We start from the raw sequence: 24896 nt of genomic DNA on the forward strand, positions 1-24896 counted from the left end.
AGAAAGAAATCAGGTTACCGGGCGTACATGCCCCACCAGAAGACGTGACCGAGGATGACGATCTGCTCTTCCTGCATATCCTGGAAGCTGTAGTCCTCGTCCGGATGTTCATCGCGGTTGAAGCTGCGCAGACGGATACCGGTAGGCAGGCGATAGAGCTGTTTCACCCGAAGTTGACCGTTGTGGTTGATGGCGTAGAGGTCGCCATCGATGATGTCGCCGATCCCGCACTTGCCGGCGTTGACGCCAACCGTGGCACCGTCGCGTAGTACCGGCAACATGCTGTTGCCCCGTACCGTCACGCATTTGGCCTGATCGAACTGCACACCGTTATGGCGCAGGCTGCGCTTGCCGAAGCGCAGGCTGGAGCGTTCGCTCTCTTCGATGACGAATCTTCCTGATCCAGCAGCCAATTCAACCTCGCGAAGAAAGGGCACCGACACCTCATCGTCATCGACGGGGGTGTCGTCGTCCCACAGGCTTATGTCCTTGAGTTCGGAATGCAACTCGTCGCGTCCGCCGTTGGCGGCAGGCGCAACATCCGCGCGCCCGCGCAACTGATCGGTGCTCACGGCGAAGTACTCGGCGATCTTCGAGATGTGTTTATCCGAAGGATCGACGATCTTCCCGCTGAGAATCCGCGAGAGCGTGGATTGAGGCACGCCGGTGCGACGGTGGAGCTCCGTGGGGGAGATCCCGTGCTGGTCGAGCAGTGCTCTTAAGACGGTAGATACGTTGCGTTTTTGCATAACGCGCATAGTGCTTGAAGTTTTTCGGGAAGACAAATGCTGATTTGCATAAATCGTGCATAGTCGACCTTTTTACCACCGATGCATGTCACCCGACCGCGATGCCTGCGTCCGACAGACCGCCCATGGTAACCTTGCGCCCATCGCGGAAAAGCCCGGCCACTGCCGCGCTTTTGCCCCACACCTTTGAACGAGTTGCCTGACAATCCGATGAATAAAGCCGTCTCCGACCTGTCCTCCCACACTCCGATGATGCAGCAGTACTGGCGCCTGAAAAATCAGCACCCGGACCAGCTGATGTTCTACCGCATGGGCGACTTCTACGAGATCTTCTACGAGGACGCGAAGAAGGCGGCCAAGTTGCTGGACATCACCCTGACCGCGCGCGGGCAGTCGGCTGGGCAGGCGATTCCGATGTGCGGGATTCCGTATCACGCGGCGGAAGGCTACCTGGCGAAGCTGGTCAAGCTCGGCGAGTCGGTGGTGATCTGCGAGCAGGTCGGCGACCCGGCCACCAGTAAAGGCCCGGTGGAACGTCAGGTGGTGCGGATCATCACCCCGGGTACGGTCAGTGACGAGGCGTTGCTGGATGAGCGTCGCGATAATCTGATCGCGGCGGTGCTGGGCGACGAGCGCCTGTTCGGCCTGGCTGTGCTGGACATCACCAGCGGCAATTTCACCGTGCTGGAGATCAAGGGCTGGGAAAACCTGCTGGCGGAGCTGGAGCGGGTCAATCCGGTCGAGTTGTTGATCCCGGATGATTGGCCAAAAGACTTGCCGGCAGAAAAACGCCGTGGGGTACGTCGTCGTGCACCGTGGGATTTCGAGCGCGATTCGGCGCTGAAAAGCCTCTGTCAGCAATTCTCCACCCAGGACCTGAAAGGCTTTGGCTGCGAAACCCTGACCCTGGCAATCGGCGCCGCCGGTTGCCTGCTGGCGTATGCCAAGGAAACCCAGCGCACCGCCCTGCCCCACTTGCGCAGCTTGCGCCATGAGCGGCTGGACGACACCGTGGTGCTGGACGGCGCCAGCCGCCGCAACCTCGAACTCGACACCAACCTGGCTGGCGGCCGCGACAACACCCTGCAATCGGTGGTCGACCGTTGCCAGACGGCCATGGGCAGCCGTTTGCTGACCCGTTGGCTCAACCGTCCGCTGCGCGACCTGACTGTGCTGCTGGCTCGCCAGACCTCGATCACTTGCCTGCTCGACCGCTATCGTTTTGAAAACCTGCAACCGCAACTCAAGGAAATCGGCGACATCGAGCGGATTCTGGCGCGGATCGGCCTGCGCAATGCCCGCCCTCGCGACCTCGCTCGCCTGCGTGATGCGCTCGGTGCGCTGCCTGAACTGCAAGTGGCGATGTCCGATCTCGAGGCGCCGCACCTGCAACGTCTGGCGACCACCACCAGCACTTACCCGGAACTGGCGGCGCTGCTGGAAAAAGCCATCATCGACAACCCGCCAGCGGTAATCCGTGACGGCGGCGTGCTGAAAACCGGTTACGACAGCGAGCTAGACGAACTGCAATCGCTGAGCGAGAACGCCGGCCAGTTCCTGATCGATCTGGAAGCCCGTGAAAAGGCCCGCACCGGCCTCGCCAATCTCAAAGTCGGCTACAACCGCATTCATGGCTACTTCATCGAATTGCCAAGCAAGCAGGCTGAATCGGCGCCGGCAGACTACATCCGCCGTCAGACCCTCAAAGGTGCCGAACGCTTCATCACCCCGGAACTGAAAGAGTTTGAAGACAAGGCACTGTCGGCCAAGAGCCGCGCTCTGGCTCGCGAGAAAATGCTCTACGAGGCGTTGCTGGAAGACCTGATCAGCCAGTTGCCGCCGTTGCAGGACACCGCTGGCGCCCTGGCTGAGCTGGACGTGCTGAGCAACCTCGCCGAACGTGCGCTGAATCTCGACCTGAATTGCCCGACATTCGTCAGCGAACCGTGCATGCGTATCTCCCAGGGCCGTCACCCGGTGGTCGAGCAAGTGCTGACCACGCCGTTCGTGGCCAACGACCTGAGCCTGGACGACAACACCCGCATGCTGGTGATCACGGGTCCGAACATGGGCGGTAAATCCACCTATATGCGCCAGACTGCTCTGATCGTGCTGCTGGCACACATCGGCAGCTTCGTGCCGGCGGCCAGTTGCGAACTGTCGCTGGTGGACCGGATTTTCACCAGGATCGGTTCCAGCGACGACCTCGCCGGCGGGCGCTCGACCTTCATGGTGGAAATGAGCGAGACCGCGAACATCCTGCACAACGCCACCGAGCGCAGCCTGGTGCTGATGGACGAAGTCGGTCGCGGCACCAGCACCTTCGACGGTCTGTCCCTGGCGTGGGCGGCGGCGGAGCGTCTGGCGCAGCTGCGCGCCTATACTCTGTTTGCGACGCACTATTTCGAACTGACCGTGTTGCCGGAAGCCGAACCGCTGGTGGCCAACGTGCACCTCAACGCCACCGAACACAACGAGCGCATCGTGTTTCTGCACCATGTGTTGCCAGGGCCCGCGAGCCAGAGCTACGGCCTTGCGGTCGCGCAGTTGGCCGGTGTGCCAAGCGAAGTGATCGTACGTGCTCGTGAGCACTTGAGCCGCCTGGAAGATACCGCGCTGCCGCATGAGGCGCCAAAACCGGCCGTCAAGGGCAAACCGGCGACGCCGCAGCAGAGCGACATGTTCGCCAGCCTGCCGCACCCGGTGCTGGATGAGTTGGCCAAGCTGGATCTGGATGACGTGACACCGCGTCGTGCACTCGAAATGCTCTATGCACTAAAGAACCGGATCTAAGCACCGACGAACCGGATATAACGCAAACGGCTTCAAGCTGTTAGAATCTCGCGCGGTTTGGGATGCTGCTGGCTAATAGCCTGGCTGGCAGACATCGCTCCCGAACCTGGCGACCCCAACCGTGAAGGGGCAACGCTGCCGCCGCCTGAGGAGAAAATTAGAAATGACCTTCGTCGTCACCGACAACTGCATCAAGTGCAAGTACACCGACTGCGTAGAAGTCTGTCCGGTGGACTGCTTTTACGAAGGCCCGAACTTCCTGGTGATTCACCCGGACGAGTGCATCGACTGCGCCCTGTGCGAGCCGGAATGCCCGGCCGTGGCCATTTTCTCAGAGGACGAAGTTCCGGAAGAGATGCAGGAATTCATTCAGCTGAACGTAGAACTGGCCGAGATCTGGCCGAACATCACCGAAAAGAAAGAATCGCTGCCGGATGCCGAAGAGTGGGATGGCGTCAAAGGCAAGATCAAAGACCTCGAACGCTGATCTGTCCCGCGTTTGAAGAAAAGGCCCCTTGCGGGCCTTTTTGCTTTTGCGGGTTTTGCTTTATTTCAGGCAAAAAAAAGGGGCGGTTTGACCCGCCCACATTTTTTCCCTATTCCCTGTGTTCCTTTTCATCGTCCTGATGAATCGCTTCCTGCGATGTCCGTTCCCCTCTTCCTTGAAGGGCGTGTCTATCCGTCGACACAACCCAGATACTAGAGATTTCCCCGCCGGCGGCAACTGGCCTCCAGCGCACTAACCTGCTGTCATAAGCCCTTCACATTAAAAAATAACCATATAAATCATTGCGTTACGATTCAGCCATGAGCGCAATCGCCTTCAGCGGCAGTGTAAAAATAACGAACACTTACGATACAGTCAGCAAAGGCTTACAACGCAAACCTACAAGGTGGGAACGCCTCCCGCTTTCAGTGCGCCAACAAAAAGCCCCGAACCAGTCGGGGCTTTCTGTATAGCGGTCATGCGGGTGGCTTATTGAAACAGCGACTCGCTCGACAGGCCGTTTTTCTCGAGAATTTCCCGAAGGCGCTTGAGGCCTTCTACCTGGATCTGTCTCACCCGTTCCCGGGTCAGGCCGATCTCCAGGCCTACATCTTCCAGCGTGCTGCTCTCATGGCCGCGCAGGCCGAAGCGGCGCACGACCACCTCGCGTTGCTTGTCGGTCAGCTCCGAGAGCCATTGATCGATGCTCTGCGACAGGTCGTCATCCTGCAGCAGTTCACATGGATCGGTCGGACGGTCATCCGTCAGGGTGTCCAGCAGGGTTTTATCCGAATCCGGACCCAGCGAGACGTCGACCGAAGAAACCCGCTCGTTCAAGCCCAGCATGCGCTTGACTTCGCCCACCGGTTTTTCCAGCAGGTTGGCGATTTCTTCGGGTGAAGGTTCGTGGTCGAGCTTTTGCGTCAGCTCCCGTGCAGCCCGCAGGTACACGTTGAGCTCCTTGACCACATGGATCGGCAACCGGATGGTCCGGGTCTGATTCATGATCGCGCGTTCGATGGTCTGACGAATCCACCAGGTCGCGTAGGTCGAGAAGCGGAAGCCACGCTCCGGATCGAACTTTTCCACCGCGCGGATCAATCCGAGGTTGCCCTCTTCGATCAGATCCAGCAGCGACAGCCCCCGATTGACGTAACGCCGGGCGATTTTGACCACCAGCCGCAGGTTACTTTCGATCATGCGCTTGCGCCCGGCAGGGTCGCCACTTTGCGACAAGCGCGCAAAATGAACTTCTTCTTCCGGGGAGAGCAGTGGGGAAAAGCCGATTTCGTTGAGGTACAGCTGCGTGGCATCGAGTGCCCGAGTGTAATCGATGTACTTATGTTGTTTAAGTGAAGCGGAGTGTTTGGATTTGGCACGAACGGAAGGTGGAGCAGCCCCTTCATCATTCGACATCGAATCCGAATCGATGCCGGTCTCCATCAGGAGAACCTCATCGTCGATGTCAAACTCCGGCACTTCTTTACTGAGAGCCATTGTTATAGTCCTTTGGTGAGTTCGACCCCAAGCTCAAGCGGCGCCTTTATCCTTGGCAACGCTGGAGCCTGTCCCCTCTACGCGACGGAACAGGCTGGTCTGCAAATCAACGTCTTGGCAGGAACTGCAGCGGATCTACAGGTTTACCTTGTCGGCGAATCTCAAAATGCAGTTTCACCCGGTCTGTACCCGTTGACCCCATTTCGGCAATTGTCTGTCCGACCTTGACCTGCTGCCCCTCCCGTACCAACAGCCGACGGTTGTGTCCGTAAGCACTGACGTAGGTTTCGCTGTGTTTGATGATGACCAATTCGCCGTAGCCCCTTAAGCCACTCCCGGCGTATACCACCGTCCCATCAGACGCAGCTAAAACAGGCTGTCCCAAATCTCCGGCGATATCAATTCCTTTATTCAAACTACCGTTTGAAGAGAATTTTCCAATCAGAATGCCATTAGATGGCCATCCCCAGCCGGTCGGGGCCGGGCCCGGTGGAGGCAACGGAGCGGGGGTTTGCTTGTTGGCGACGGACGGTACAACCGCCGTGGAAGCCGCACCGGAACCCGTGGTCGTGGTGGTTGTCGTGCCATTTGCCTGGCGCCGGATAACCGTGGTTTTGCTGGACGAAGACGCTGAAGAGCCGGAGTTGGTGACGACCGCCGTCGACGTTGAACCGGTGCGTCCGTCGAAGCGAATCGTCTGACCCGGATGGATCGTGTATGGCGTAGGAATGTTGTTCCGGGCAGCGAGGGCTTTGTAGTCCCAGCCGTAGCGAAAAGCGATGGAAAACAAAGTATCGCCCGGACGGACTACATACTGCCCGGTCGTCACGACCGGACGCTGGGCCACCGCATTGTTGCGATCGACGACCCGAACGTTGCTCGATTTTGTGCTGGAGCAACCGACCAGCAAGGTGCTCAAGACAAGGCCAGTCACCAGGCGCTGAAAGCTCGTGTTACCCATACGCTGCGCAATGACTGTGAGACTCACCCGCCGCTCCCTTTGTGGTGGCTGAAAAATGTGGAATGCCGATTCCGGCATAAAACTTCGCAAGTATAACGGGCGCAACCGGCTTTACCTTTATAGAAGCGCTATGGCTCGGCGCACACGTTTGCTTGTAGACGATCCATCCTGTTTAAACATTCGCTGCCGCTGTAAGACAGGCGCACTCGACAGGAATTCAGCATCGTGAAACAAATGCTCAGGCCAGCGGACCGTTCAGCAATGGCACGAAACGCACTGCCCCCAGAACGTGTCGGGAGAAGCCGTTTTCTTCGCGCACGATCAGCATCAATTGCTGCACTTCACCCGAGCCGACCGGGATCACCATCCGCCCGCCCGGCGCCAGTTGATCAAGCAAAGCCTGAGGCACATCGGTCGCCACCGCCGTGACGATGATGCCGTTGTATGGCGCCAGCGCCGGCCAGCCTTCCCAGCCATCGCCCCAACGAAACACCACGTTGCGCAGGTTGAGCTCGACCAGGCGTTCCTTGGCCCGATCCTGCAGAACCTTGATGCGCTCCACCGAGAACACTCGCTCGACCAGTTGCGACAGCACCGCCGTCTGATAACCGGAGCCGGTGCCGATCTCCAGTACTTTATCCAGCGGCCCGGCCTCCAGCAGCAGCTCGCTCATGCGCGCCACCATATAAGGCTGGGAAATGGTCTGGTTGTTGCCGATCGGCAGCGCGGTGTCCTCATAGGCACGGTGCGCCAGCGCTTCATCGACGAACAGGTGGCGCGGGGTGCGGCGGATCACTTCCAGCACGCTGGCGTTGGAAACGCCCTCTTCGTACAGACGCTGGATCAGGCGCTCACGGGTTCGCTGGGACGTCATCCCGATGCCGCTGCGCAGCCTGTCGTCTTGTTCACGAGCCATCAGTTGAGCCCCTCCAGCCAGCCGTCGAGACTTCGGAAGGCATCATTGAAGGTGCGATCGAGCTGCAACGGAGTGATGGATACGTAACCTTGCATCACCGCATGGAAATCGGTGCCCGGCCCGCCATCTTCCGCATCACCTGCCGCTGCGATCCAGTAGCCGGCCTTTCCACGCGGGTCGACGACTTTCATCGGTGCAGCCGCACGGGCGCGATGGCCGAGACGGGTCAGTTGAATGCCGCGAATGTGATCGATCGGCAGATTCGGAATGTTCACGTTCAGCACCGTGCGCGGTGGCAGATCAAGCCCGGCGTGGGCCTCGACCAGTTTGCGCGCAAAGTAGGCGGCCGTGGGCAGGTTGTCGACCTGCCGCGAAACCAGTGAGAAGGCAAACGACGGGCGCTCGAGAAAGCGGCCCTCAAGGGCGGCTGCCACCGTTCCGGAATACAGCACGTCATCCCCCAGGTTGGCGCCCAGGTTGATACCCGAAACCACCATGTCCGGCTGGCGTTCGAGCAAGCCGTTGAGTCCCAGATGAACGCAGTCGGTCGGTGTGCCATTGAGGCTGATAAAGCCGTTGGCCAGGTATTGCGGGTGCAGCGGACGGTCGAGTGTCAGCGAACTGCTGGCACCGCTCTTGTCCTGTTCCGGGGCGATAACCACGCACTCGGTGTAATCCGCCAGCGCAGCATAAAGCGCGGCAAGACCGGGCGCAGTCACCCCATCGTCGTTAGAAATCAGAATACGCATGGGCTGTCCGTCTGCCCCACCGGCACCAGATCAACGAGTTCGCGCACCAATACGGTGGCGAAGCATCCGGCCGGGAGGACGAATTCCAGTTGCAGAATGTCAGGCTCGGGATAATGCCACGTCAACCCGCCAATGGGCAGCCGCAGGATGCGACGTTCGTGGCTCATACCGGCATTAATCAACCAATCGCGCAGATCCGCCTCGCGTGCGGCAATCCCCTGCTCCAGATCATGGACAACCCCGGCCGCCGGCGAGTCACCTTCGCCCCACTGCGGACCGGTCGGATGCAGGTCAAGAATCGCCAGACGCGGGTCGCTGCACTCGGCTTCACCGGCCGGGAAAAAGCTGCGGCTGTCAGTGAAGGCCAGTAGATCGCCAACCTGGGCACGCTGCCAGGTGCCATCGGCGACCCGCGCTGCGAGCACCTGATTGAACAGAAAACTGCGCGCGGTCGACAGCAGGCGCGAACGCACATTGCGTTGTTCCGGCAGTGCCTTGCGCGCGGCCCACGAACGGGCATCGACGACGTTGCCACCGTCATGGCCGAAACGCTGGGCACCGAAATAATTCGGGATACCTTGTTTGGCGATCAGTTGCAGACGCTCGTCGATGGCGGCCTTGTCGCCATTGAACTGGGTCAGGCGCAGCGTGAAACCGTTGGCCGAATGCGCACCGCGCTGCAGCTTGCGTTTGTGGCGGGTGGTCTTGAGGATTTTCAGCGTGTCGTTTTCCGCCGCCGACAGATCCGGATCGGCCTTGCCCGGGAGTTGCACGCTGAACCACTGACGGGTCAGCGCCTGACGATCCTTCAGACCGGCATAGCTCACCGTGCGCAGCGGTACACCGGCGGCCTTGGCGATACGGCGCGCGGCTTCTTCAGTATTCAGACCGCGCTTTTCCACCCAGATCCACAGGTGCTCGCCGTCACCGCTGAACGGAATGTCGAGAACTTCATCGACCTGGAAATCTTCGGCGATGGCTTTGAGTACCGCGGTGCCGAGGGCGTCGCCATAGGCCCGCGGGCCGAGCAGTTGCAGTTCGTTCATGCGCGCAGCAACAAGGCAACGGAATGCACGGCGATGCCTTCTTCGCGACCGACGAAGCCGAGCTTCTCGGTGGTGGTGGCTTTCACGTTCACTTGATCCAGTTCTACTTGCAGATCCGCGGCAATCAGCGCGCGCATCGATTCGATATGGGGGGCCATTTTCGGTGCCTGGGCAACGATGGTGTTGTCGACGTTGCCGACCTTCCAGCCTTTGGCGTGGATCAGACTGACCACGTGACGCAGCAGCACACGGCTGTCGGCGCCCTTGAATTGCGGGTCGGTATCCGGGAAATGCTTGCCGATATCACCCAGCGCAGCCGCGCCGAGCAAGGCGTCGCTCAAGGCATGCAGCAGGACGTCACCATCGGAGTGAGCGAGCAGCCCGAAGCCGTGTGCGATTCGCACGCCGCCCAGAGTAATGAAATCGCCTTCAGCGAAACGGTGCACATCATAGCCGTGGCCAATACGCATAAAAAAACGCCCCGAATTTTGTCAGGGCGTGATTCTACCTGCTTTGTCAGGCGTTAGGCGCCTAGAGCGCGTGCGTGATGCTGCAAGTGGTCGTCAATGAAGCTCGCGATGAAGAAATAGCTGTGGTCGTAGCCCGGTTGCAGGCGCAACGTCAGCGGGTGGCCCGCTTGTTTTGCCGCTTGTTGCAGGGCTTCCGGTTTGAGCTGGGTGGCGAGGAAATCGTCGCGGTCACCCTGATCGACCAGCAGTGGCAGTTTCTCGTCCGCTTCGGCGATCAGTGCACAGGCATCCCACTCGCGCCACTTCGAACGGTCTTCGCCCAGATAGCGGGTGAATGCCTTCTGGCCCCACGGGCAATCAATCGGATTGTTGATTGGCGAAAACGCCGAAACCGACTGGTAACGACCCGGATTGCGCAACGCACAAACCAATGCACCGTGGCCGCCCATGGAGTGGCCACTGATGCTGCGCTTGTCCGAGGCCGGGAAATGCGCCTCAACCAGTGAAGGCAATTCCTGCACGACGTAGTCATGCATCCGATAGTGCCGCGACCAGGGTTCCTGCGTGGCATTCAGATAAAACCCGGCACCTAGGCCGAAATCCCAGGCCCCGTCAGGATCACCCGGTACGTCGGGGCCACGGGGGCTCGTGTCCGGCGCTACGATGATCAGACCGAGTTCGGCCGCCATGCGCATCGCGCCGGCCTTCTGCATGAAGTTCTCGTCCGTGCAGGTCAGGCCCGACAGCCAGTACAGCACCGGCAACTTGCCGCCCTGCTCTGCCTGCGGCGGCAGATACACGGCAAACACCATGTCGCAGCCCAGCACTTCGGAACGATGGCGATAGCGCTTGTGCCAACCGCCGAAACTTTTCTGACAGGAGATGTTTTCCAGACTCATGTAGGACTCCTACGCAACCACAGCTGCACTTAGGCAGCGGTGGCATCGCGATTGATCAGAAATGAATGACGGTGCGAATACTCTTGCCTTCGTGCATCAGGTCGAAGGCTTTGTTGATGTCTTCCAGGCCCATGGTGTGGGTGATGAAAGTATCCAGCGGGATTTCGCCGCTTTGCGCCATATCGACGTAGCTTGGCAATTCGGTACGACCACGCACGCCACCAAACGCCGAACCACGCCAGACGCGACCGGTCACCAGCTGGAACGGACGGGTGGAGATTTCCTGGCCGGCGCCGGCAACACCGATGATGACCGACTCGCCCCAACCCTTGTGGCAGCACTCGAGGGCTGCGCGCATCAGCTGCACGTTGCCGATGCATTCGAAAGAGAAGTCGACGCCGCCATCGGTCATGTCCACGATCACTTCCTGGATCGGACGATCGAAGTCTTTCGGGTTCACGCAGTCGGTAGCACCCAATTGTTTGGCGATTTCGAACTTGGCCGGGTTGATGTCGATGGCGATGATGCGCGCGGCCTTGGCCTTCACTGCACCAATCACGGCCGACAGACCGATGCCGCCGAGACCGAAGATGGCCACGGTGTCACCCGGTTTGACTTTAGCGGTGTTGATCACTGCGCCGATACCGGTGGTCACGCCGCAGCCGAGCAGACAGACCTTTTCCAGCGGGGCATCTTTGGAGATCTTGGCCACGGAGATTTCCGGCAGCACGGTGTACTCGGAGAACGTCGAAGTGCCCATGTAGTGGAAAATCGTTTGGCCCTTGTAGGAAAAGCGTGAAGTGCCGTCCGGCATCAGGCCCTTGCCCTGGGTGGCGCGGATCGCCTGACACAGGTTGGTTTTGCCCGACTTACAGAATTTGCACTGGCCGCATTCCGGGGTGTACAGCGGAATCACGTGGTCGCCGACGGCCACCGAGGTCACGCCTTCGCCGATCGCTTCGACGATGGCACCGCCTTCGTGACCGAGGATCGACGGGAAGATACCTTCCGGATCAGCGCCGGACAGGGTGTAAGCGTCAGTGTGGCAAACCCCGGAAGCCACCACGCGCAGCAGCACTTCACCGGCCTTGGGCATGGCGACATCGACTTCTACGATTTCCAGCGGCTTCTTGGCCTCGAAGGCAACGGCGGCGCGCGACTTGATCATGCTGACTCTCCAGTGAATCGATTGAATAAAAAACCAGACAGTCAGTGTAGTTCAGCGCTGCTTGATGAATAATCCTGGCAAAAGCAAAACATTATTGCCATACAGGGATAATCCCCATGTCCGAAAACCGCTGGGAAGGCATCGACGAGTTCGTCGCCGTTGCCGAATGCAGCCAGTTCACTGCGGCTGCCGAACGCCTGGGCGTTTCTTCCTCGCACATCAGTCGACAAATCGTACGACTGGAAGAGCGCTTGCAGACGCGACTGCTGTACCGCAGTACCCGGCGCGTCACCCTGACCGAAGCCGGCCAGACCTTTCTGCAACATTGCCAGCGTCTGCAGGACGGTCGCGAAGAAGCGCTGCGCGCAGTCGGCGACCTGACCAGCGAACCCAAAGGCATGCTGCGCATGACCTGTGCCGTGGCTTACGGCGAACGCTTCATCGTGCCGCTGGTGACCCGTTTCATGGGGCATTACCCGCAACTGCGCATCGATATCGAACTGACCAACCGGCAACTCGATCTGGTGCATGAAGGCCTGGACCTGGCGATCCGTCTTGGCCGGCTTCAGGATTCCCGGCTGGTGGCGACCCGGCTGGCACCGCGACGCATGTATCTGTGTGCATCGCCTTCCTACCTTGAACGGTACGGGCGCCCACACAGTTTGTCGGAACTGGGACGGCACAATTGCCTGATCGGCAGCTCGGACATCTGGCAGCTTGAACAAAATGGGCGGGAATTTTCCCAGCGGGTGCAGGGAAACTGGCGCTGCAACAGTGGGCAAGCGGTGCTGGATGCGGCACTACAAGGCGTCGGCTTGTGTCAGTTGCCGGACTATTACGTGCTGGAACATCTGCACAGCGGTGCGTTGGTTTCGCTTTTGGAAGCGCATCAACCGCCGAATACGGCGGTGTGGGCGCTGTACCCACAGCAGCGGCACTTGTCGCCGAAGGTGCGCAAACTGGTGGACTTTCTCAAGGAAGGCTTGGCCGAACGGCCGGAATATCGGGCTTAACGTCGATTGGCCCAGCGCTGGCGCAACCATTCGAGGTCTTCGGGGCGGGTGACTTTCAGGTTATCCGCACGGCCTTCGATCAGGCGTGGCGCCATGCCGGCCCACTCCATCGCCGAGGCTTCATCGGTGATCACTGCATCCGCCACCAGACTGTCTGCCAGCGCGCGGTGCAGTGCACCGAGGCGGAACATCTGCGGCGTATAGGCTTGCCAGATCACACTGCGATCAACGGTTTCCACCACTCGACCGTGCTTGTCGACCCGCTTAAGAGTGTCCTTCGCCGGCACGGCCAACAGGCCGCCGACCGAATCGTTCGCCAGCTCAGCGAGCAGTTTGTCGAGATCGTCACGGCTCAGATTAGGCCGCGCCGCATCGTGCACCAGCACCCAGTCCTCGTCGTCGGCACCTTGGGCATGCAGATGAAGCAAGGCGTTGAGCACCGAGCCGGAACGTTCGGCACCACCGTCAACCCGTTGAATGCGCGGATCACTGGCGCTGGCCAGGTTCGGCCAATAAGGATCATCAACGGCAAGACTGACCACCAGGCCCTTGAGGCTCGGGTGATCGAGGAAACAGCCGAGGCTGTGTTCGAGAATTGTGCGCCCGCCCAGTTGCAGATATTGCTTGGGACGGTCCGCGGCCATACGGGCACCGACGCCCGCGGCAGGAATCACGGCCCAGAAGGCCGGCAGGGAATCGATCATTGGGCCAACTGGTAAAGGGTTTCGCCGTCCTTGACCATGCCCAGTTCGTGACGAGCCCGCTCTTCAACGGTCTCCATGCCTTTTTTCAACTCGCTGACTTCAGCGTCCATCACCCGGTTGCGCTCCAGCAGGGCTTCGTTCTCGGCGTGTTGATCAGCAATCTGCTGATTCAGTTCGGCGACTTGCGCCAGACTGCCATTGCCCACCCACAGGCGGTACTGCAGACCGGCCAGCAGCAAGAGCAAAACGAGAAACAACCAGTAAGGACTGCGCATCGAATATCAGGTATCCAGTGAAAAAAGACAGCCACGCCAAAACTTTGAAGCATCTGATAGCACGAAGCCTGGAATATCCAGGCTTGTGCATATAAGGCATCAGATTAGTGGCAAATCCATCGCTGTCACGACTTTTCCGACACAATCCGGTGTCTTTCTATCATTTACTGCTCAGCCGCGAAACTCGCTGCGACCGTTGTACTTGGCCTTGCCATTCAACTGCTCTTCGATACGCAGCAGTTGGTTGTACTTGGAAACGCGGTCGGAACGGCACAGCGAACCGGTCTTGATCTGGCCAGCCGAAGTACCCACAGCCAGGTCGGCAATGGTCGAATCTTCGGTTTCGCCGGAACGGTGCGAGATCACGGCGGTGTAACCGGCAGCCTTGGCCATCTGGATGGCTTCCAGGGTTTCGGTCAGGGTGCCGATCTGGTTGAACTTGATCAGGATCGAGTTGGCGATCTTTTTATCGATGCCTTCTTTCAGGATCTTGGTGTTGGTCACGAACAGGTCGTCGCCGACCAGTTGGGTCTTCTCGCCGATCTTGTCGGTGAGGATCTTCCAGCCAGCCCAGTCGGACTCGTCCAGACCGTCTTCGATCGAGATGATCGGGTAACGCTCGGTCAGACCTTTAAGGTAGTCGGCGAAACCTTCAGCGGTGAACACCTGGCCTTCGCCGGACAGGTTGTACTTGCCGTCTTCGAAGAACTCGCTGGCCGCGCAGTCCAGAGCCAGGGTCACGTCGGTGCCCAGCTTGTAACCGGCGTTGGCGACTGCTTCGGAGATCACTTTCAGTGCGTCTTCGTTGGAAGCCAGGTTCGGCGCGAAACCGCCTTCGTCACCGACAGCAGTGCTCAGGCCACGGGCCTTCAGCACGGCTTTCAGGTGATGGAAAATCTCGGTGCCCATGCGCAGACCTTCCGAGAAAGACTTGGCGCCAACCGGCTGAACCATGAATTCCTGGATGTCGACGTTGTTGTCGGCGTGTTCGCCACCGTTGATGATGTTCATCATCGGAACCGGCATCGAGTACACACCCGGGGTGCCGTTCAGGTTGGCGATGTGAGCGTACAGCGGCAGATCCTGATCCTGTGCAGCCGCCTTGGCCGCAGCCAGAGAAACGGCGAGGATGGCGTTGGCGCCCAGGGTCGCTTTGTTTTCAGTACCGTCCAGCTTGATCATCGCGTGATCCAGCGCTTTCTGGTCGCTTGGGTCGGTGCCCAGCAGCAGATCGCGGATCGGACCGTTGATGTTGGCTACCGCCTTGAGCACGCCCTTGCCCAGGTAACGGCTCTTGTCGCCATCACGCAGCTCGAGCGCTTCACGCGAGCCAGTGGATGCACCGGACGGCGCGCAAGCGCTGCCGATGATGCCGTTGTCGAGAAGCACGTCCGCTTCCACGGTGGGATTGCCACGGGAGTCGAGAACTTCACGACCTTTGATGTCGACGATTTTTGCCATTGTTGTAAACACTCCAAAGTTGACGAAAACGACGCAGCTAGAGGAAATCTTTTTACCGTCGGCAAGTGGTGTGCAGCGGGCAGCTTGCAGACGACAACGCTCATACCCGAGGGCATGAGCGACAAATCGTGCGGTACTTTACCGGAGAATTGAGGTTTACGCGGTTTCTACCGTCGGAAAACTCTTCACCAGTTCGTCCAGGGCTTTGAGCTGGGCCAGGAATGGCTCCAGTTTGTCCAGACGCAAGGCGCAAGGGCCGTCGCATTTGGCGTTGTCCGGATCCGGGTGCGCTTCGAGGAACAGGCCCGCCAGCGACTGGCTCATGCCAGCCTTGGCCAGGTCGGTGACCTGGGCGCGGCGACCGCCGGCAGAGTCGGAACGACCGCCAGGCATTTGCAGCGAATGGGTCACGTCGAAGAATACCGGGTACTCGAACTGCTTCATGATGCCGAAGCCGAGCATGTCGACCACGAGGTTGTTGTAGCCGAAGCTCGAACCACGCTCGCAGAGGATCAACTGATCGTTACCCGCTTCCACGCACTTGTTCAGGATGTGTTTCATTTCCTGAGGCGCGAGGAACTGGGCTTTCTTGATGTTGATGACGGCATTGGTCTTGGCCATCGCGACCACGAGGTCGGTCTGGCGCGACAGGAAGGCCGGCAGCTGGATGATGTCGCAGACCTCGGCGACGACCGCGGCCTGGTCAGGCTCGTGGACGTCGGTGATGATCGGCACGCCGAAGGCTTGTTTGATGTCCTGGAAGATGCGCATGCCCTCTTCCAGGCCAGGACCGCGATAAGAGGTCACAGAAGAACGGTTGGCCTTGTCGAAGCTGGCCTTGAACACGTAAGGGATGCCGAGTTTTTCGGTGACCTTCACGTACTCTTCGCAAACCTGCATGGCCATGTCACGGCTTTCCAGCACGTTCATGCCGCCGAACAGCACCATGGGTTTGTCGTTGGCAATCTCGATGTCGCCGACGCGGATGATCTTCTGTGCCATCGGGGTTACGCCTTCTTCTGGTGTTGAGCCAATGCCGCTTTGACGAAGCCGCTGAACAGCGGATGGCCATCGCGTGGCGTCGAGGTGAACTCTGGGTGGAACTGGCAAGCGACGAACCATGGATGATCCGGAGCTTCGACCACTTCAACCAGCGCAGCATCGGAAGAGCGACCGGAGATTTTCAGGCCAGCCTCGATGATTTGCGGCAGCAGGTTGTTGTTCACTTCGTAACGGTGACGGTGACGCTCGACAATCACATCCTTGCCGTAGCAGTCGTGCACCTTGGAGCCGGCTTCAAGCAGGCATTCCTGAGCGCCGAGGCGCATGGTGCCGCCCAGATCGGACGCTTCGGTACGGGTTTCGACTGCACCGGTAGCGTCTTCCCACTCGGTGATCAGACCGACAACCGGATGGCCGCTGGCACGATCGAACTCGGTGGAGTTGGCGTCTTTCCAGCCCAGCACGTTACGGGCGAACTCGATGACCGCCACTTGCATGCCCAGGCAGATCCCCAGGTATGGAACCTTGTTTTCGCGAGCGTATTGAACGGCAGTGATCTTGCCTTCCACGCCACGCAGACCGAAGCCGCCCGGTACGAGGATCGCGTCGACGCCTTCCAGCAGCGCGGTGCCCTGGTTCTCGATGTCTTCGGAATCGATGTAGCGCAGGTTGACCTTGGTACGGTTGGTGATGCCGGCGTGACTCATCGCTTCGATCAGCGACTTGTAGGCGTCCAGCAGCTCCATGTACTTGCCGACCATCGCGATGGTGACTTCGTGCTCTGGATTGAGCTTGGCATCAACGACCTTTTCCCACTCGGACAGGTCGGCGCCATTGCATTGCAGACCGAAACGCTCGACGACGAAATCGTCCAGACCCTGAGCGTGCAGCACGGCCGGGATCTTGTAGATGGTGTCGACGTCTTCCAGGGAGATCACCGCACGCTCTTCAACGTTGGTGAACAGTGCGATCTTGCGACGCGACGACACATCCACCGGATGGTCGGAACGGCAGATCAGAACGTCTGGCTGCAGGCCGATCGAACGCAGTTCCTTCACGGAGTGCTGGGTCGGCTTGGTCTTGGTTTCGCCCGCGGTGGCGATGTACGGAACCAGGGTCAGGTGCATCAGCATCGCGCGCTTGGAACCGACTTCCACACGCAGCTGGCGGATGGCTTCGAGGAACGGTTGCGACTCAATGTCGCCAACGGTGCCGCCGATTTCCACCAGGGCCACGTCGGCATCGCCGGCGCCCTTGATGATGCGACGCTTGATTTCGTCGGTGATGTGCGGAATCACCTGGATGGTTGCACCCAGGTAGTCACCACGGCGCTCTTTGCGCAGCACGTGCTCGTAGACACGGCCGGTGGTGAAGTTGTTGTTCTGGGTCATGGTCGTGCGGATGAACCGCTCGTAGTGGCCCAGGTCCAGGTCGGTCTCGGCGCCGTCGTGGGTGACGAACACTTCACCGTGCTGGAACGGGCTCATGGTGCCCGGGTCGACGTTGATGTACGGATCCAGCTTCAGCATGGTGACCTTAAGCCCCCGCGCCTCCAGGATGGCCGCCAATGAAGCCGATGCAATGCCTTTCCCCAAAGAAGAAACAACACCGCCCGTGACGAATATGTAGCGCGTCATGAAAAACCCTAGAAGTCTGCGTTAAAGCGGTCCGAGCCGCCGGGGAAAGCGAAGGAAGGCCGAAGCCCCCGATCACCTGCATTAATCACAGTGCACCTTTCAAAAAAACCGCCGCGTTGGGACAGACCGGAAGTGAAAACACCGGTACGTTGCTCGCTACACATTTTTTGGAATCGCCCAGCAAAGACTGCTTGGTAATCGGCAACTCCTGCAATTCAGGCGAATCCACAGAAGTTGTATCAAGAAGGGAGCGTAGTCTACCGGAATGCCCCCTTCATCTCAAACCTTGATCTTCGTCCGAAGGCTGCCAATGCAATCGCCAGCCTTCCAGCGCATTGCCGTCGAGCCCCGGCAGGTTCGCCACGGCGAGCAATTCTTCACCGCGAAACAGCAGCGGCAATCTGCCACGCACGAAGCCCGGCACCGCGCGCTCATTGAGCAGGCGCTTGAGATCACGATGACCGCGATCCGCCAGATGCATCACCTCGCCGCCCTGCCGATAGCGGATTTGCAGCGGCCCGGCGGGAGTCTGACCGCTGAACATGACACGTCCGTTATCGGGCAAGCGTAGCGCCAGCGACGGCTCGTGCCAGTCGCCGCTGACCACCGGTGCGCGTAGCCATTGCCCGCTGAGCCACCACAAGCGACCGGCGCTTCGATGCAACTCGCCATCCGCCAGACGCCAGATCGGCGAGGCATCGTTGCCGGCATCGCGCAGGTCCGCCCAACCCGACCAATGGTCGGTATCCGGCAGTCGGGTCAGCGGTTCAAGCCAGTGACTGAGTGCGTTTCGCTGACGGGCATCGGACAACCCCGCGATGGCCGCAAACTCCAATGATGGCAATCCCGACCATTCGAACTCGGCGGGCAAGCTTGCTTGAGCCAGATCGATTTGAGCCAGCTCATCGAGCAAACCTTGCGCCTCACGCAGATGCGCCGCACTGCGGGCCATGCTGGCGTGAGCCTGAGGCCAGCGGCCGGTCAGCAACGGCATGACCTGATGGCGCAGATAGTTGCGCGAGAACTGTCGATCCTGATTGGAAGGGTCCTCAATCCAACGCAGACCATGGTCGTGCGCATAGGCTTCCAGCTCGGCCCGCGTAACATCGAGTAACGGCCGAACCAGACTGCCCTGCCCCAGCACGCGCTGAACTGGCATACCGGACAACCCACGCACGCCAGCGCCACGCAACAGGCGAAACAACAGCGTTTCAGCCTGATCATCGCGATGCTGCCCGGTCAGCAGCACATCACTGGCCTGAGTCGCCGCTATGAACGCTGCATAGCGCGCATCCCGCGCCGCCCGCTCCAGACTCGCCCCCGGCTGCACCTGCACATGCACCACTTGCAACGGCACCGCCAGTTCATCGCAGACAGCCTGACAATGCGCCGGCCACGCGTCGGCCACAGTCTGAAGGCCGTGATGGACATGGATGGCACTTAGCGCGGGAAGGGAATGGGTTTTGGCAAGATTGGCGAGGAGGTGCAGCAGAACGGTGGAATCGAGGCCACCGGAGAAGGCGATGCGCCAATGGGAAGCGCCGAGCCAGGGCTTGAGATTGCGCAGAAGCCTGGAAGGCAAATCAATCGAGGGCTGACCCATTTTTCTACCTTTTCACAAACCAAATGTGGGAGCGGGCTTGCTCGCGAAAGCGCTGAAACAGCCAACACAGTCGTTGGATGTTACATCGCATTCGCGGGCAAGCCCGCTCCCACAGTGTTCTGCATCGTTGGCCGAAACGGCTCGACTTAGAGGCCGTAGCTCATCAGACGATCGTAACGACGCTTGAGCAGCGCTTCGTTGTCGAACTTCTTCAGCATCGCCAGTTGCGAGCTCAGCTCGGCGCGGATCGAGGCAGCGGCCGCAGCCGGATCGCGGTGAGCGCCACCCAGAGGCTCGCCGATCACCTTGTCGACGATGCCCAGGCCTTTCAGACGCTCGGCGGTGATGCCCATCGCTTCAGCAGCATCCGGCGCTTTCTCTGCGGTTTTCCACAGAATCGACGCGCAACCTTCCGGCGAGATCACCGCGTAGGTCGAGTACTGCAGCATGTTCAACTGATCGCACACGCCGATCGCCAGTGCACCGCCGGAACCACCTTCACCAATCACGGTGGCGATGATCGGGGTTTTCAGGCGAGCCATGACGCGCAGGTTCCAGGCGATCGCTTCGCTCTGATTGCGCTCTTCGGCGTCGATGCCAGGGTAGGCGCCCGGGGTGTCGATGAAGGTCAGGATCGGCATCTTGAAACGTTCGGCCATTTCCATCAGGCGGCAAGCCTTGCGGTAGCCTTCCGGACGCGGCATGCCGAAGTTGCGGCGTACCTTTTCACGCACTTCACGGCCCTTCTGGTGACCGATCACCATCACTGGCTGGTCTTCCAGACGTGCCACGCCGCCCACAATGGCCGCGTCGTCGGAGAAGTGACGGTCACCGTGCAGTTCGTCGAACTCGGTGAAGATGTGCTCGATGTAGTCCAGGGTGTAAGGACGTTTCGGGTGACGCGCCAGACGAGCGATCTGCCAGCTGGTCAGCTTGCCGAAAATGTCTTCGGTCAGCGTCTTGCTCTTGTCCTGCAGGCGGGAGATCTCATCGCCGATATTCAGCGAATTGTCATTACCGACCAAGCGCAACTCTTCGATCTTGGCTTGCAGGTCGGCGATCGGCTGTTCGAAATCTAGAAAATTCGGGTTCATAGGCGTCCGTCTTGGGTCGTGTCCCAAATGAGCTTGGGCCGGCCGGTTGTCTATTCGCGCCCTACCTTAAGGGAGAGGCGCGCTGAGGTCGAGATTAAAAATTCAGGTTGTGGGCAGGCGCTTTGATAGCACCTGCCGGTCAACGGTATTGGAGGAAGACGTTGTCTCGCCCGAACTGGTCACGCAGGGCTTGAATCAAGGCATCCGCCGGGTCGATCCGCCAGGTCTCGCCAAACTGCAGCAAGGTCTTCGCATCGGGACTGGTGTACTCCATGGTGATCGGGCACGCCCCGCGATGACGCTTGAGCAAATCACCCAACCAGCGTAGCTGATCGCCTTTCAGATCCTGGGTTTGCAACTTCAGGCGCAGGCTTTCGGCCAGGTTGGTACGCGCATCTTCCATGCTCATCACCCGCTTGACCCGCAGCCGCAGACCACCGGAGAAGTCATCGTTGCTGACCTCGCCCTCGACCACCACCATCGCATCGGTCTGAAGCAGCGATTGCGCGGAGTGGAACGCATCGGCGAACAGCGACGCCTCGATCCGTCCGGAGCGATCATCGAGCGTGATGAACCCCATCTTGTCGCCCTTTTTGTTCTTCATCACCCGCAGGGCAATGATCATCCCCGCCACGGTCTGGGTATCCCGGGCCGGTTTCAGGTCGATGATGCGCTGACGGGCGAAACGGCGGATCTCACCTTCGTACTCGTCAATCGGGTGACCGGTCAGGTACAGGCCCAAGGTGTCTTTTTCACCTTTGAGGCGCTCCTTGAGCGTCAGCTCCTTCGCCTTGCGGTGGATCGCGTAAACGTCCGCGTCTTCCTCGACGAACAGCCCGCCAAACAGGTCGGCGTGGCCGCTGTCACGGGTGCGTGCGGTCTGCTCGGCCGACTTGATCGCCTCCTCCATCGCCGCCAGCAGCACGGCGCGGTTGCGGTCGATGTTGGCCTGATAAGCCTTTTGCTCGTCATGGAAGTACGGGCCGAGGCGATCCAGCGCGCCGCTGCGGATCAGACCGTCCAGCGTGCGCTTGTTGATGCGCTTGAGGTCGACCCGGGCGCAGAAGTCGAACAAATCCTTGAACGGACCGGCCTGACGGGCTTCGGTGATCGCTTCCACCGGGCCTTCGCCGACGCCTTTGATCGCGCCCAGGCCGTACACGATGCGACCTTCGTCGTTCACCGTAAACTTGAACTCAGAGGTGTTCACGTCCGGCGCGTCGAGGCGCAGCTTCATCGTGCGCACTTCCTCGATCAAGGTCACAACCTTGTCGGTGTTGTGCATATCCGCCGACAGTACCGCGGCCATGAACGGCGCCGGGTAGTGGGCTTTCAGCCAGGCAGTCTGGTACGACACCAGGCCGTAGGCGGCGGAGTGGGATTTGTTGAAGCCGTAACCGGCGAATTTTTCCACCAGGTCGAAAATGTTACCGGCCAGATCCGCGTCGATATTGTTCGACGCACAACCCTCAATGAAACCGCCGCGCTGCTTGGCCATTTCCTCGGGTTTCTTCTTACCCATCGCCCGACGCAGCATGTCCGCACCACCGAGGGTGTAACCGGCCATGACCTGGGCGATCTGCATCACCTGTTCCTGATACAGGATGATGCCGTAGGTCGGCGCCAATACCGGCTGCAAACCTTCGTATTGGTAATCCGGGTGCGGATAAGCAAGTTCTGCGCGACCGTGCTTACGGTTGATGAAGTCATCCACCATGCCGGACTGCAGCGGCCCCGGACGGAACAGGGCCACCAGTGCGATCAAGTCTTCGAGGCAGTCGGGCTTGAGCTTTTTGATCAGCTCTTTCATCCCGCGGGATTCAAGTTGGAACACAGCGGTGGTTTCAGCTTTTTGCAGCAGCTGATAGGTCGGCTTGTCATCCAGCGGGATGAAAGCGATGTCCAGCGGCGGCTCGTTGACCTTGGCGCGGTCGCGGTTGATGGTCTTCAGCGCCCAGTCGATGATCGTCAGGGTCCGCAGACCGAGGAAGTCGAACTTCACCAGACCGGCCGCCTCGACGTCGTCCTTGTCGAACTGGGTCACCAGACCGTCGCCGGCCTCGTCGCAATAGATCGGCGAGAAGTCGGTCAGCTTGGTCGGCGCGATGACCACACCACCGGCGTGTTTACCGACGTTACGCACCACGCCTTCGAGCTTGCGCGCCATTTCCCAGATTTCCGCCGCTTCTTCATCGACCTTAATGAAGTCGCGCAGGATTTCTTCCTGCTCGTAGGCTTTTTCCAGGGTCATGCCGACTTCGAACGGAATCATCTTCGACAGGCGATCCGCCAGGCCGAACGACTTGCCCTGGGCCCGCGCCACGTCGCGCACCACAGCTTTAGCGGCCATGGAACCGAAGGTGATGATCTGGCTTACGGCGTTACGGCCGTATTTTTCGGCCACGTAATCGATTACCCGGTCGCGACCGTCCATGCAGAAGTCGACGTCGAAGTCGGGCATCGATACCCGTTCCGGGTTGAGGAAACGTTCGAACAGCAGGTCATATTCCAGCGGATCGAGGTCGGTGATCTTCTGCACATAGGCCACCAGCGATCCGGCACCCGACCCCCGGCCTGGGCCCACCGGAACACCGTTGTTCTTGGCCCACTGGATAAAGTCCATCACGATCAGGAAGTAACCGGGGAACCCCATCTGGATGATGATATCCAGCTCGAAATTCAGCCGGTCGACGTAGACCTGACGCTTGGCCTCGTAGTCCTCGGTGGTGTCCTTGGGCAGCAGCACGCTGAGGCGCTCTTCCAGACCGTCGAACGAGACCTTGCGGAAATATTCGTCAATGGTCATGCCATCGGGAATTGGATAGTCGGGCAGGAAGTGCTTGCCCAGCTTCACGTCGATGTTGCAGCGCTTGGCGATCTCGACGGTGTTCTCGATCGCATCGGGCAGGTCGCTGAACAGCTCGGCCATTTCCTCGGCGCTTTTCAGGTACTGCTGGTCGCTGTAGTTCTTGGATCGCCGTGGGTCGTCGAGGGCCCGGCCCTCACCGATGCAGACACGGGTTTCGTGGGCGGCGAAGTCTTCCTGCTTGATGAAGCGTACGTCGTTCGTAGCTACCAACGGCGCGCCGAGCTTGTCGGCAAGGGCCACGGCACCGTGCAACTGTTCTTCGTCGTTCGGACGGTTGGTACGCTGAATTTCCAGATAGAAACGATCCGGGAACACCGCCATCCATTCGCGGGCCAGCGCCTCGGCTTCGGCGGGGTTGCCGCCGATCATGGCCATACCGATCTCGCCTTCTTTCGCGGCGGACAGCATGATCAGGCCTTCGTTGGCCTCGGCGACCCACTCGCGCTCGATGATGACCATGCCGTTACGCTGACCGTCGATGAAGCCACGGGAAATCAGCTCGGTCAGGTTGCGATAGCCCTGGGCATTCATGACCAGCAGGCTGATCCGGCTCAGCGACCCGTCCGGGTCCTTGTTCGACAGCCACAGGTCGGCGCCGCAGATCGGCTTGATCCCGGCACCCATGGCGTTTTTATAGAATTTGACCAGCGAACACATGTTGTTCTGGTCGGTCACCGCAACGGCCGGCATGCCCATGCCGGTCAGGGCCTTGACCAGCGGTTTGATCCGCACCAGCCCGTCGACCAGGGAGTATTCAGTGTGCAGGCGTAGATGAACGAATGAAGCCGGCATAGTGATCCTGTCCAGTTACATAGAGACAACAAGGCCCGGATTGTACCGGGCCCCGAACAAAACATCAGCCTCGCCGCTAAACCTGCGCGAGACCTTCCAGTGCTTCATAAGCCTGCCGAACCGGGGCAAAAGAACGCCGGTGAATCGGCGTCGGTCCGAGGCGCGCCAATGCTTCCAGATGAACGGGCGTCGGGTAGCCTTTGTGGCCGCCGATGCCGTAACCCGGGTAGATCAACTCAAACGCTGCCATCTCGCGGTCACGGCTGACCTTGGCCAGAATCGACGCTGCTGCAATTGCCGGTACCTTGCCGTCGCCCTGCACCACCGCTTCGGAACGCATCGGCAGTTTCGGGCAGCGGTTGCCGTCGATCATTGCCAGTTTCGGCTGGACATGCAGGCCAGCGACCGCGCGCTGCATCGCCAGCATGGTGGCGTGAAGGATGTTCAGTTCGTCGATTTCTTCGACTTCGGCGCGGGCGATGCACCAGCTCAGCGCCTTCTCGCAGATTTCGTCGTAGAGCTTTTCGCGCTTGGCTTCGGTAAGTTTCTTCGAATCGTTGAGGCCGAGAATCGGACGGTTCGGATCGAGGATCACCGCTGCCGTAACGACCGCGCCGCACAACGGGCCGCGACCGACTTCATCGACGCCGGCGACCAGCTCTTCGACTTCGGCGACCAAGGTGAAATCCAGGCCCATCTGCATGCTTGTCT

At 59.9% G+C, this 24896-nt stretch carries 21 protein-coding genes; 3 read left to right on the forward strand and 18 right to left on the reverse strand.

Annotated features, from left to right (window positions below; all coding sequences use genetic code 11):
* Positions 1-14 precede the first annotated feature (14 nt).
* Positions 15-749, reverse strand: coding sequence for an XRE family transcriptional regulator (locus EIY71_RS11415; RefSeq protein ID WP_085666844.1), 735 nt, complete (start codon positions 747-749; stop codon positions 15-17).
* 210 nt (positions 750-959) lie between these two features.
* Here EIY71_RS11415 and mutS point away from each other — a divergent pair, with 210 nt between their 5' ends.
* Complete coding sequence (gene mutS / locus EIY71_RS11420; RefSeq protein WP_102686561.1) at positions 960-3542, forward strand: DNA mismatch repair protein MutS; 2583 nt, start codon at positions 960-962, stop codon at positions 3540-3542.
* 163 nt (positions 3543-3705) lie between these two features.
* Complete coding sequence (gene fdxA / locus EIY71_RS11425) at positions 3706-4029, forward strand: ferredoxin FdxA (RefSeq protein WP_007908827.1); 324 nt, start codon at positions 3706-3708, stop codon at positions 4027-4029.
* 489 nt (positions 4030-4518) lie between these two features.
* On the opposite strand, the gene rpoS is transcribed toward fdxA, so the two are convergent.
* The 8 genes from rpoS to EIY71_RS11465 form a co-directional block, all read right to left on the reverse strand.
* Entirely contained in the window at positions 4519-5526 is a 1008-nt protein-coding gene (gene rpoS, locus EIY71_RS11430) for an RNA polymerase sigma factor RpoS (RefSeq protein ID WP_007954831.1), read from the reverse strand.
* Between the two features lie 106 nt (positions 5527-5632).
* On the reverse strand, positions 5633-6514 hold the full coding sequence (locus EIY71_RS11435; protein WP_085748123.1) for a peptidoglycan DD-metalloendopeptidase family protein: 882 nt from the start codon (positions 6512-6514) through the stop codon (positions 5633-5635).
* A 211-nt stretch (positions 6515-6725) separates the two neighbouring features.
* Positions 6726-7361 carry a protein-L-isoaspartate(D-aspartate) O-methyltransferase gene (locus EIY71_RS11440; protein WP_170844894.1) on the reverse strand — a complete coding sequence of 212 codons (636 nt, stop codon included), beginning with the start codon at positions 7359-7361 and terminating at the stop codon, positions 6726-6728.
* A 41-nt stretch (positions 7362-7402) separates the two neighbouring features.
* The gene (surE, locus tag EIY71_RS11445) at positions 7403-8152 is read right to left on the reverse strand and encodes a 5'/3'-nucleotidase SurE (RefSeq protein ID WP_085748122.1); all 750 of its coding nucleotides are present in this window, start codon (positions 8150-8152) and stop codon (positions 7403-7405) included.
* Entirely contained in the window at positions 8140-9198 is a 1059-nt protein-coding gene (gene truD / locus EIY71_RS11450) for a tRNA pseudouridine(13) synthase TruD (protein WP_011332702.1), read from the reverse strand. The genes surE and truD overlap by 13 nt, the downstream gene beginning before the upstream one ends.
* Positions 9195-9668: a 2-C-methyl-D-erythritol 2,4-cyclodiphosphate synthase gene (gene ispF, locus EIY71_RS11455; protein ID WP_007954821.1), complete on the reverse strand. Its 474-nt coding sequence runs from the start codon at positions 9666-9668 to the stop codon at positions 9195-9197. Before ispF ends, truD begins: the two co-directional genes overlap by 4 nt.
* Positions 9669-9721: 53 nt before the next feature.
* Entirely contained in the window at positions 9722-10567 is an 846-nt protein-coding gene (fghA, locus tag EIY71_RS11460; protein WP_085748121.1) for an S-formylglutathione hydrolase, read from the reverse strand.
* 55 nt (positions 10568-10622) lie between these two features.
* Positions 10623-11735: an S-(hydroxymethyl)glutathione dehydrogenase/class III alcohol dehydrogenase gene (locus tag EIY71_RS11465; protein ID WP_085748120.1), complete on the reverse strand. Its 1113-nt coding sequence runs from the start codon at positions 11733-11735 to the stop codon at positions 10623-10625.
* A gap of 116 nt (positions 11736-11851) precedes the next feature.
* On the opposite strand from EIY71_RS11465, the gene EIY71_RS11470 reads away from it, so the two are divergent.
* Positions 11852-12748 carry a LysR substrate-binding domain-containing protein gene (locus EIY71_RS11470; protein ID WP_085748119.1) on the forward strand — a complete coding sequence of 299 codons (897 nt, stop codon included), beginning with the start codon at positions 11852-11854 and terminating at the stop codon, positions 12746-12748.
* Here EIY71_RS11470 and ispD read toward each other — a convergent pair.
* The 9 genes from ispD to rnhB all read right to left on the reverse strand — a co-directional run bounded on the left by ispD (position 12745) and on the right by rnhB (position 24888).
* Positions 12745-13452: a 2-C-methyl-D-erythritol 4-phosphate cytidylyltransferase gene (gene ispD, locus EIY71_RS11475; protein WP_085748118.1), complete on the reverse strand. Its 708-nt coding sequence runs from the start codon at positions 13450-13452 to the stop codon at positions 12745-12747. The genes EIY71_RS11470 and ispD overlap by 4 nt on opposite strands.
* A complete protein-coding gene (ftsB, locus tag EIY71_RS11480) occupies positions 13449-13727 on the reverse strand; it encodes a cell division protein FtsB (protein ID WP_003222158.1) in 279 nt (92 codons plus the stop codon). The genes ispD and ftsB overlap by 4 nt, the downstream gene beginning before the upstream one ends.
* Positions 13728-13898: 171 nt before the next feature.
* On the reverse strand, positions 13899-15188 hold the full coding sequence (eno, locus tag EIY71_RS11485; protein ID WP_007954808.1) for a phosphopyruvate hydratase: 1290 nt from the start codon (positions 15186-15188) through the stop codon (positions 13899-13901).
* 156 nt (positions 15189-15344) lie between these two features.
* Complete coding sequence (gene kdsA, locus EIY71_RS11490) at positions 15345-16190, reverse strand: 3-deoxy-8-phosphooctulonate synthase (protein ID WP_007954807.1); 846 nt, start codon at positions 16188-16190, stop codon at positions 15345-15347.
* A 5-nt stretch (positions 16191-16195) separates the two neighbouring features.
* Complete coding sequence (locus EIY71_RS11495) at positions 16196-17827, reverse strand: CTP synthase (protein WP_007954805.1); 1632 nt, start codon at positions 17825-17827, stop codon at positions 16196-16198.
* A gap of 274 nt (positions 17828-18101) precedes the next feature.
* A complete protein-coding gene (tilS, locus tag EIY71_RS11500) occupies positions 18102-19430 on the reverse strand; it encodes a tRNA lysidine(34) synthetase TilS (RefSeq protein ID WP_134021736.1) in 1329 nt (442 codons plus the stop codon).
* Between the two features lie 146 nt (positions 19431-19576).
* Positions 19577-20524: an acetyl-CoA carboxylase carboxyltransferase subunit alpha gene (locus tag EIY71_RS11505; protein WP_085748116.1), complete on the reverse strand. Its 948-nt coding sequence runs from the start codon at positions 20522-20524 to the stop codon at positions 19577-19579.
* 139 nt (positions 20525-20663) lie between these two features.
* Entirely contained in the window at positions 20664-24185 is a 3522-nt protein-coding gene (gene dnaE / locus EIY71_RS11510; protein WP_134021738.1) for a DNA polymerase III subunit alpha, read from the reverse strand.
* Positions 24186-24261: 76 nt separating this feature from the next.
* Entirely contained in the window at positions 24262-24888 is a 627-nt protein-coding gene (rnhB, locus tag EIY71_RS11515) for a ribonuclease HII (protein ID WP_134021772.1), read from the reverse strand.
* Positions 24889-24896 lie beyond the last annotated feature (8 nt).

Source organism: Pseudomonas sp. CH235 (assembly GCF_004368175.1).
Classification (GTDB): domain Bacteria; phylum Pseudomonadota; class Gammaproteobacteria; order Pseudomonadales; family Pseudomonadaceae; genus Aquipseudomonas; species Aquipseudomonas paraglycinae.

Excerpts from the sequence above, each read along its gene's own strand:
- EIY71_RS11465 (WP_085748120.1), bottom strand. The coding sequence starts at position 11,735 with ATGATCAAGTCGCGCGCCGCCGTTGCCTTCGAGGCCAAGAAGCCGCTG.
- ispD (WP_085748118.1), bottom strand. The coding sequence starts at position 13,452 with ATGATCGATTCCCTGCCGGCCTTCTGGGCCGTGATTCCTGCCGCGGGC.
- ispF (WP_007954821.1), bottom strand. The coding sequence starts at position 9,668 with ATGCGTATTGGCCACGGCTATGATGTGCACCGTTTCGCTGAAGGCGAT.
- rpoS (WP_007954831.1), bottom strand. The coding sequence starts at position 5,526 with ATGGCTCTCAGTAAAGAAGTGCCGGAGTTTGACATCGACGATGAGGTT.
- tilS (WP_134021736.1), bottom strand. The coding sequence starts at position 19,430 with ATGGGTCAGCCCTCGATTGATTTGCCTTCCAGGCTTCTGCGCAATCTC.
- EIY71_RS11470 (WP_085748119.1), top strand. The coding sequence starts at position 11,852 with ATGTCCGAAAACCGCTGGGAAGGCATCGACGAGTTCGTCGCCGTTGCC.
- kdsA (WP_007954807.1), bottom strand. The coding sequence starts at position 16,190 with ATGGCACAGAAGATCATCCGCGTCGGCGACATCGAGATTGCCAACGAC.
- surE (WP_085748122.1), bottom strand. The coding sequence starts at position 8,152 with ATGCGTATTCTGATTTCTAACGACGATGGGGTGACTGCGCCCGGTCTT.
- truD (WP_011332702.1), bottom strand. The coding sequence starts at position 9,198 with ATGAACGAACTGCAACTGCTCGGCCCGCGGGCCTATGGCGACGCCCTC.
- EIY71_RS11505 (WP_085748116.1), bottom strand. The coding sequence starts at position 20,524 with ATGAACCCGAATTTTCTAGATTTCGAACAGCCGATCGCCGACCTGCAA.
- EIY71_RS11495 (WP_007954805.1), bottom strand. The coding sequence starts at position 17,827 with ATGACGCGCTACATATTCGTCACGGGCGGTGTTGTTTCTTCTTTGGGG.
- ftsB (WP_003222158.1), bottom strand. The coding sequence starts at position 13,727 with ATGCGCAGTCCTTACTGGTTGTTTCTCGTTTTGCTCTTGCTGCTGGCC.
- EIY71_RS11415 (WP_085666844.1), bottom strand. The coding sequence starts at position 749 with ATGCAAAAACGCAACGTATCTACCGTCTTAAGAGCACTGCTCGACCAG.
- dnaE (WP_134021738.1), bottom strand. The coding sequence starts at position 24,185 with ATGCCGGCTTCATTCGTTCATCTACGCCTGCACACTGAATACTCCCTG.
- rnhB (WP_134021772.1), bottom strand. The coding sequence starts at position 24,888 with ATGCAGATGGGCCTGGATTTCACCTTGGTCGCCGAAGTCGAAGAGCTG.
- EIY71_RS11440 (WP_170844894.1), bottom strand. The coding sequence starts at position 7,361 with ATGACGTCCCAGCGAACCCGTGAGCGCCTGATCCAGCGTCTGTACGAA.
- mutS (WP_102686561.1), top strand. The coding sequence starts at position 960 with ATGAATAAAGCCGTCTCCGACCTGTCCTCCCACACTCCGATGATGCAG.
- fdxA (WP_007908827.1), top strand. The coding sequence starts at position 3,706 with ATGACCTTCGTCGTCACCGACAACTGCATCAAGTGCAAGTACACCGAC.
- fghA (WP_085748121.1), bottom strand. The coding sequence starts at position 10,567 with ATGAGTCTGGAAAACATCTCCTGTCAGAAAAGTTTCGGCGGTTGGCAC.
- eno (WP_007954808.1), bottom strand. The coding sequence starts at position 15,188 with ATGGCAAAAATCGTCGACATCAAAGGTCGTGAAGTTCTCGACTCCCGT.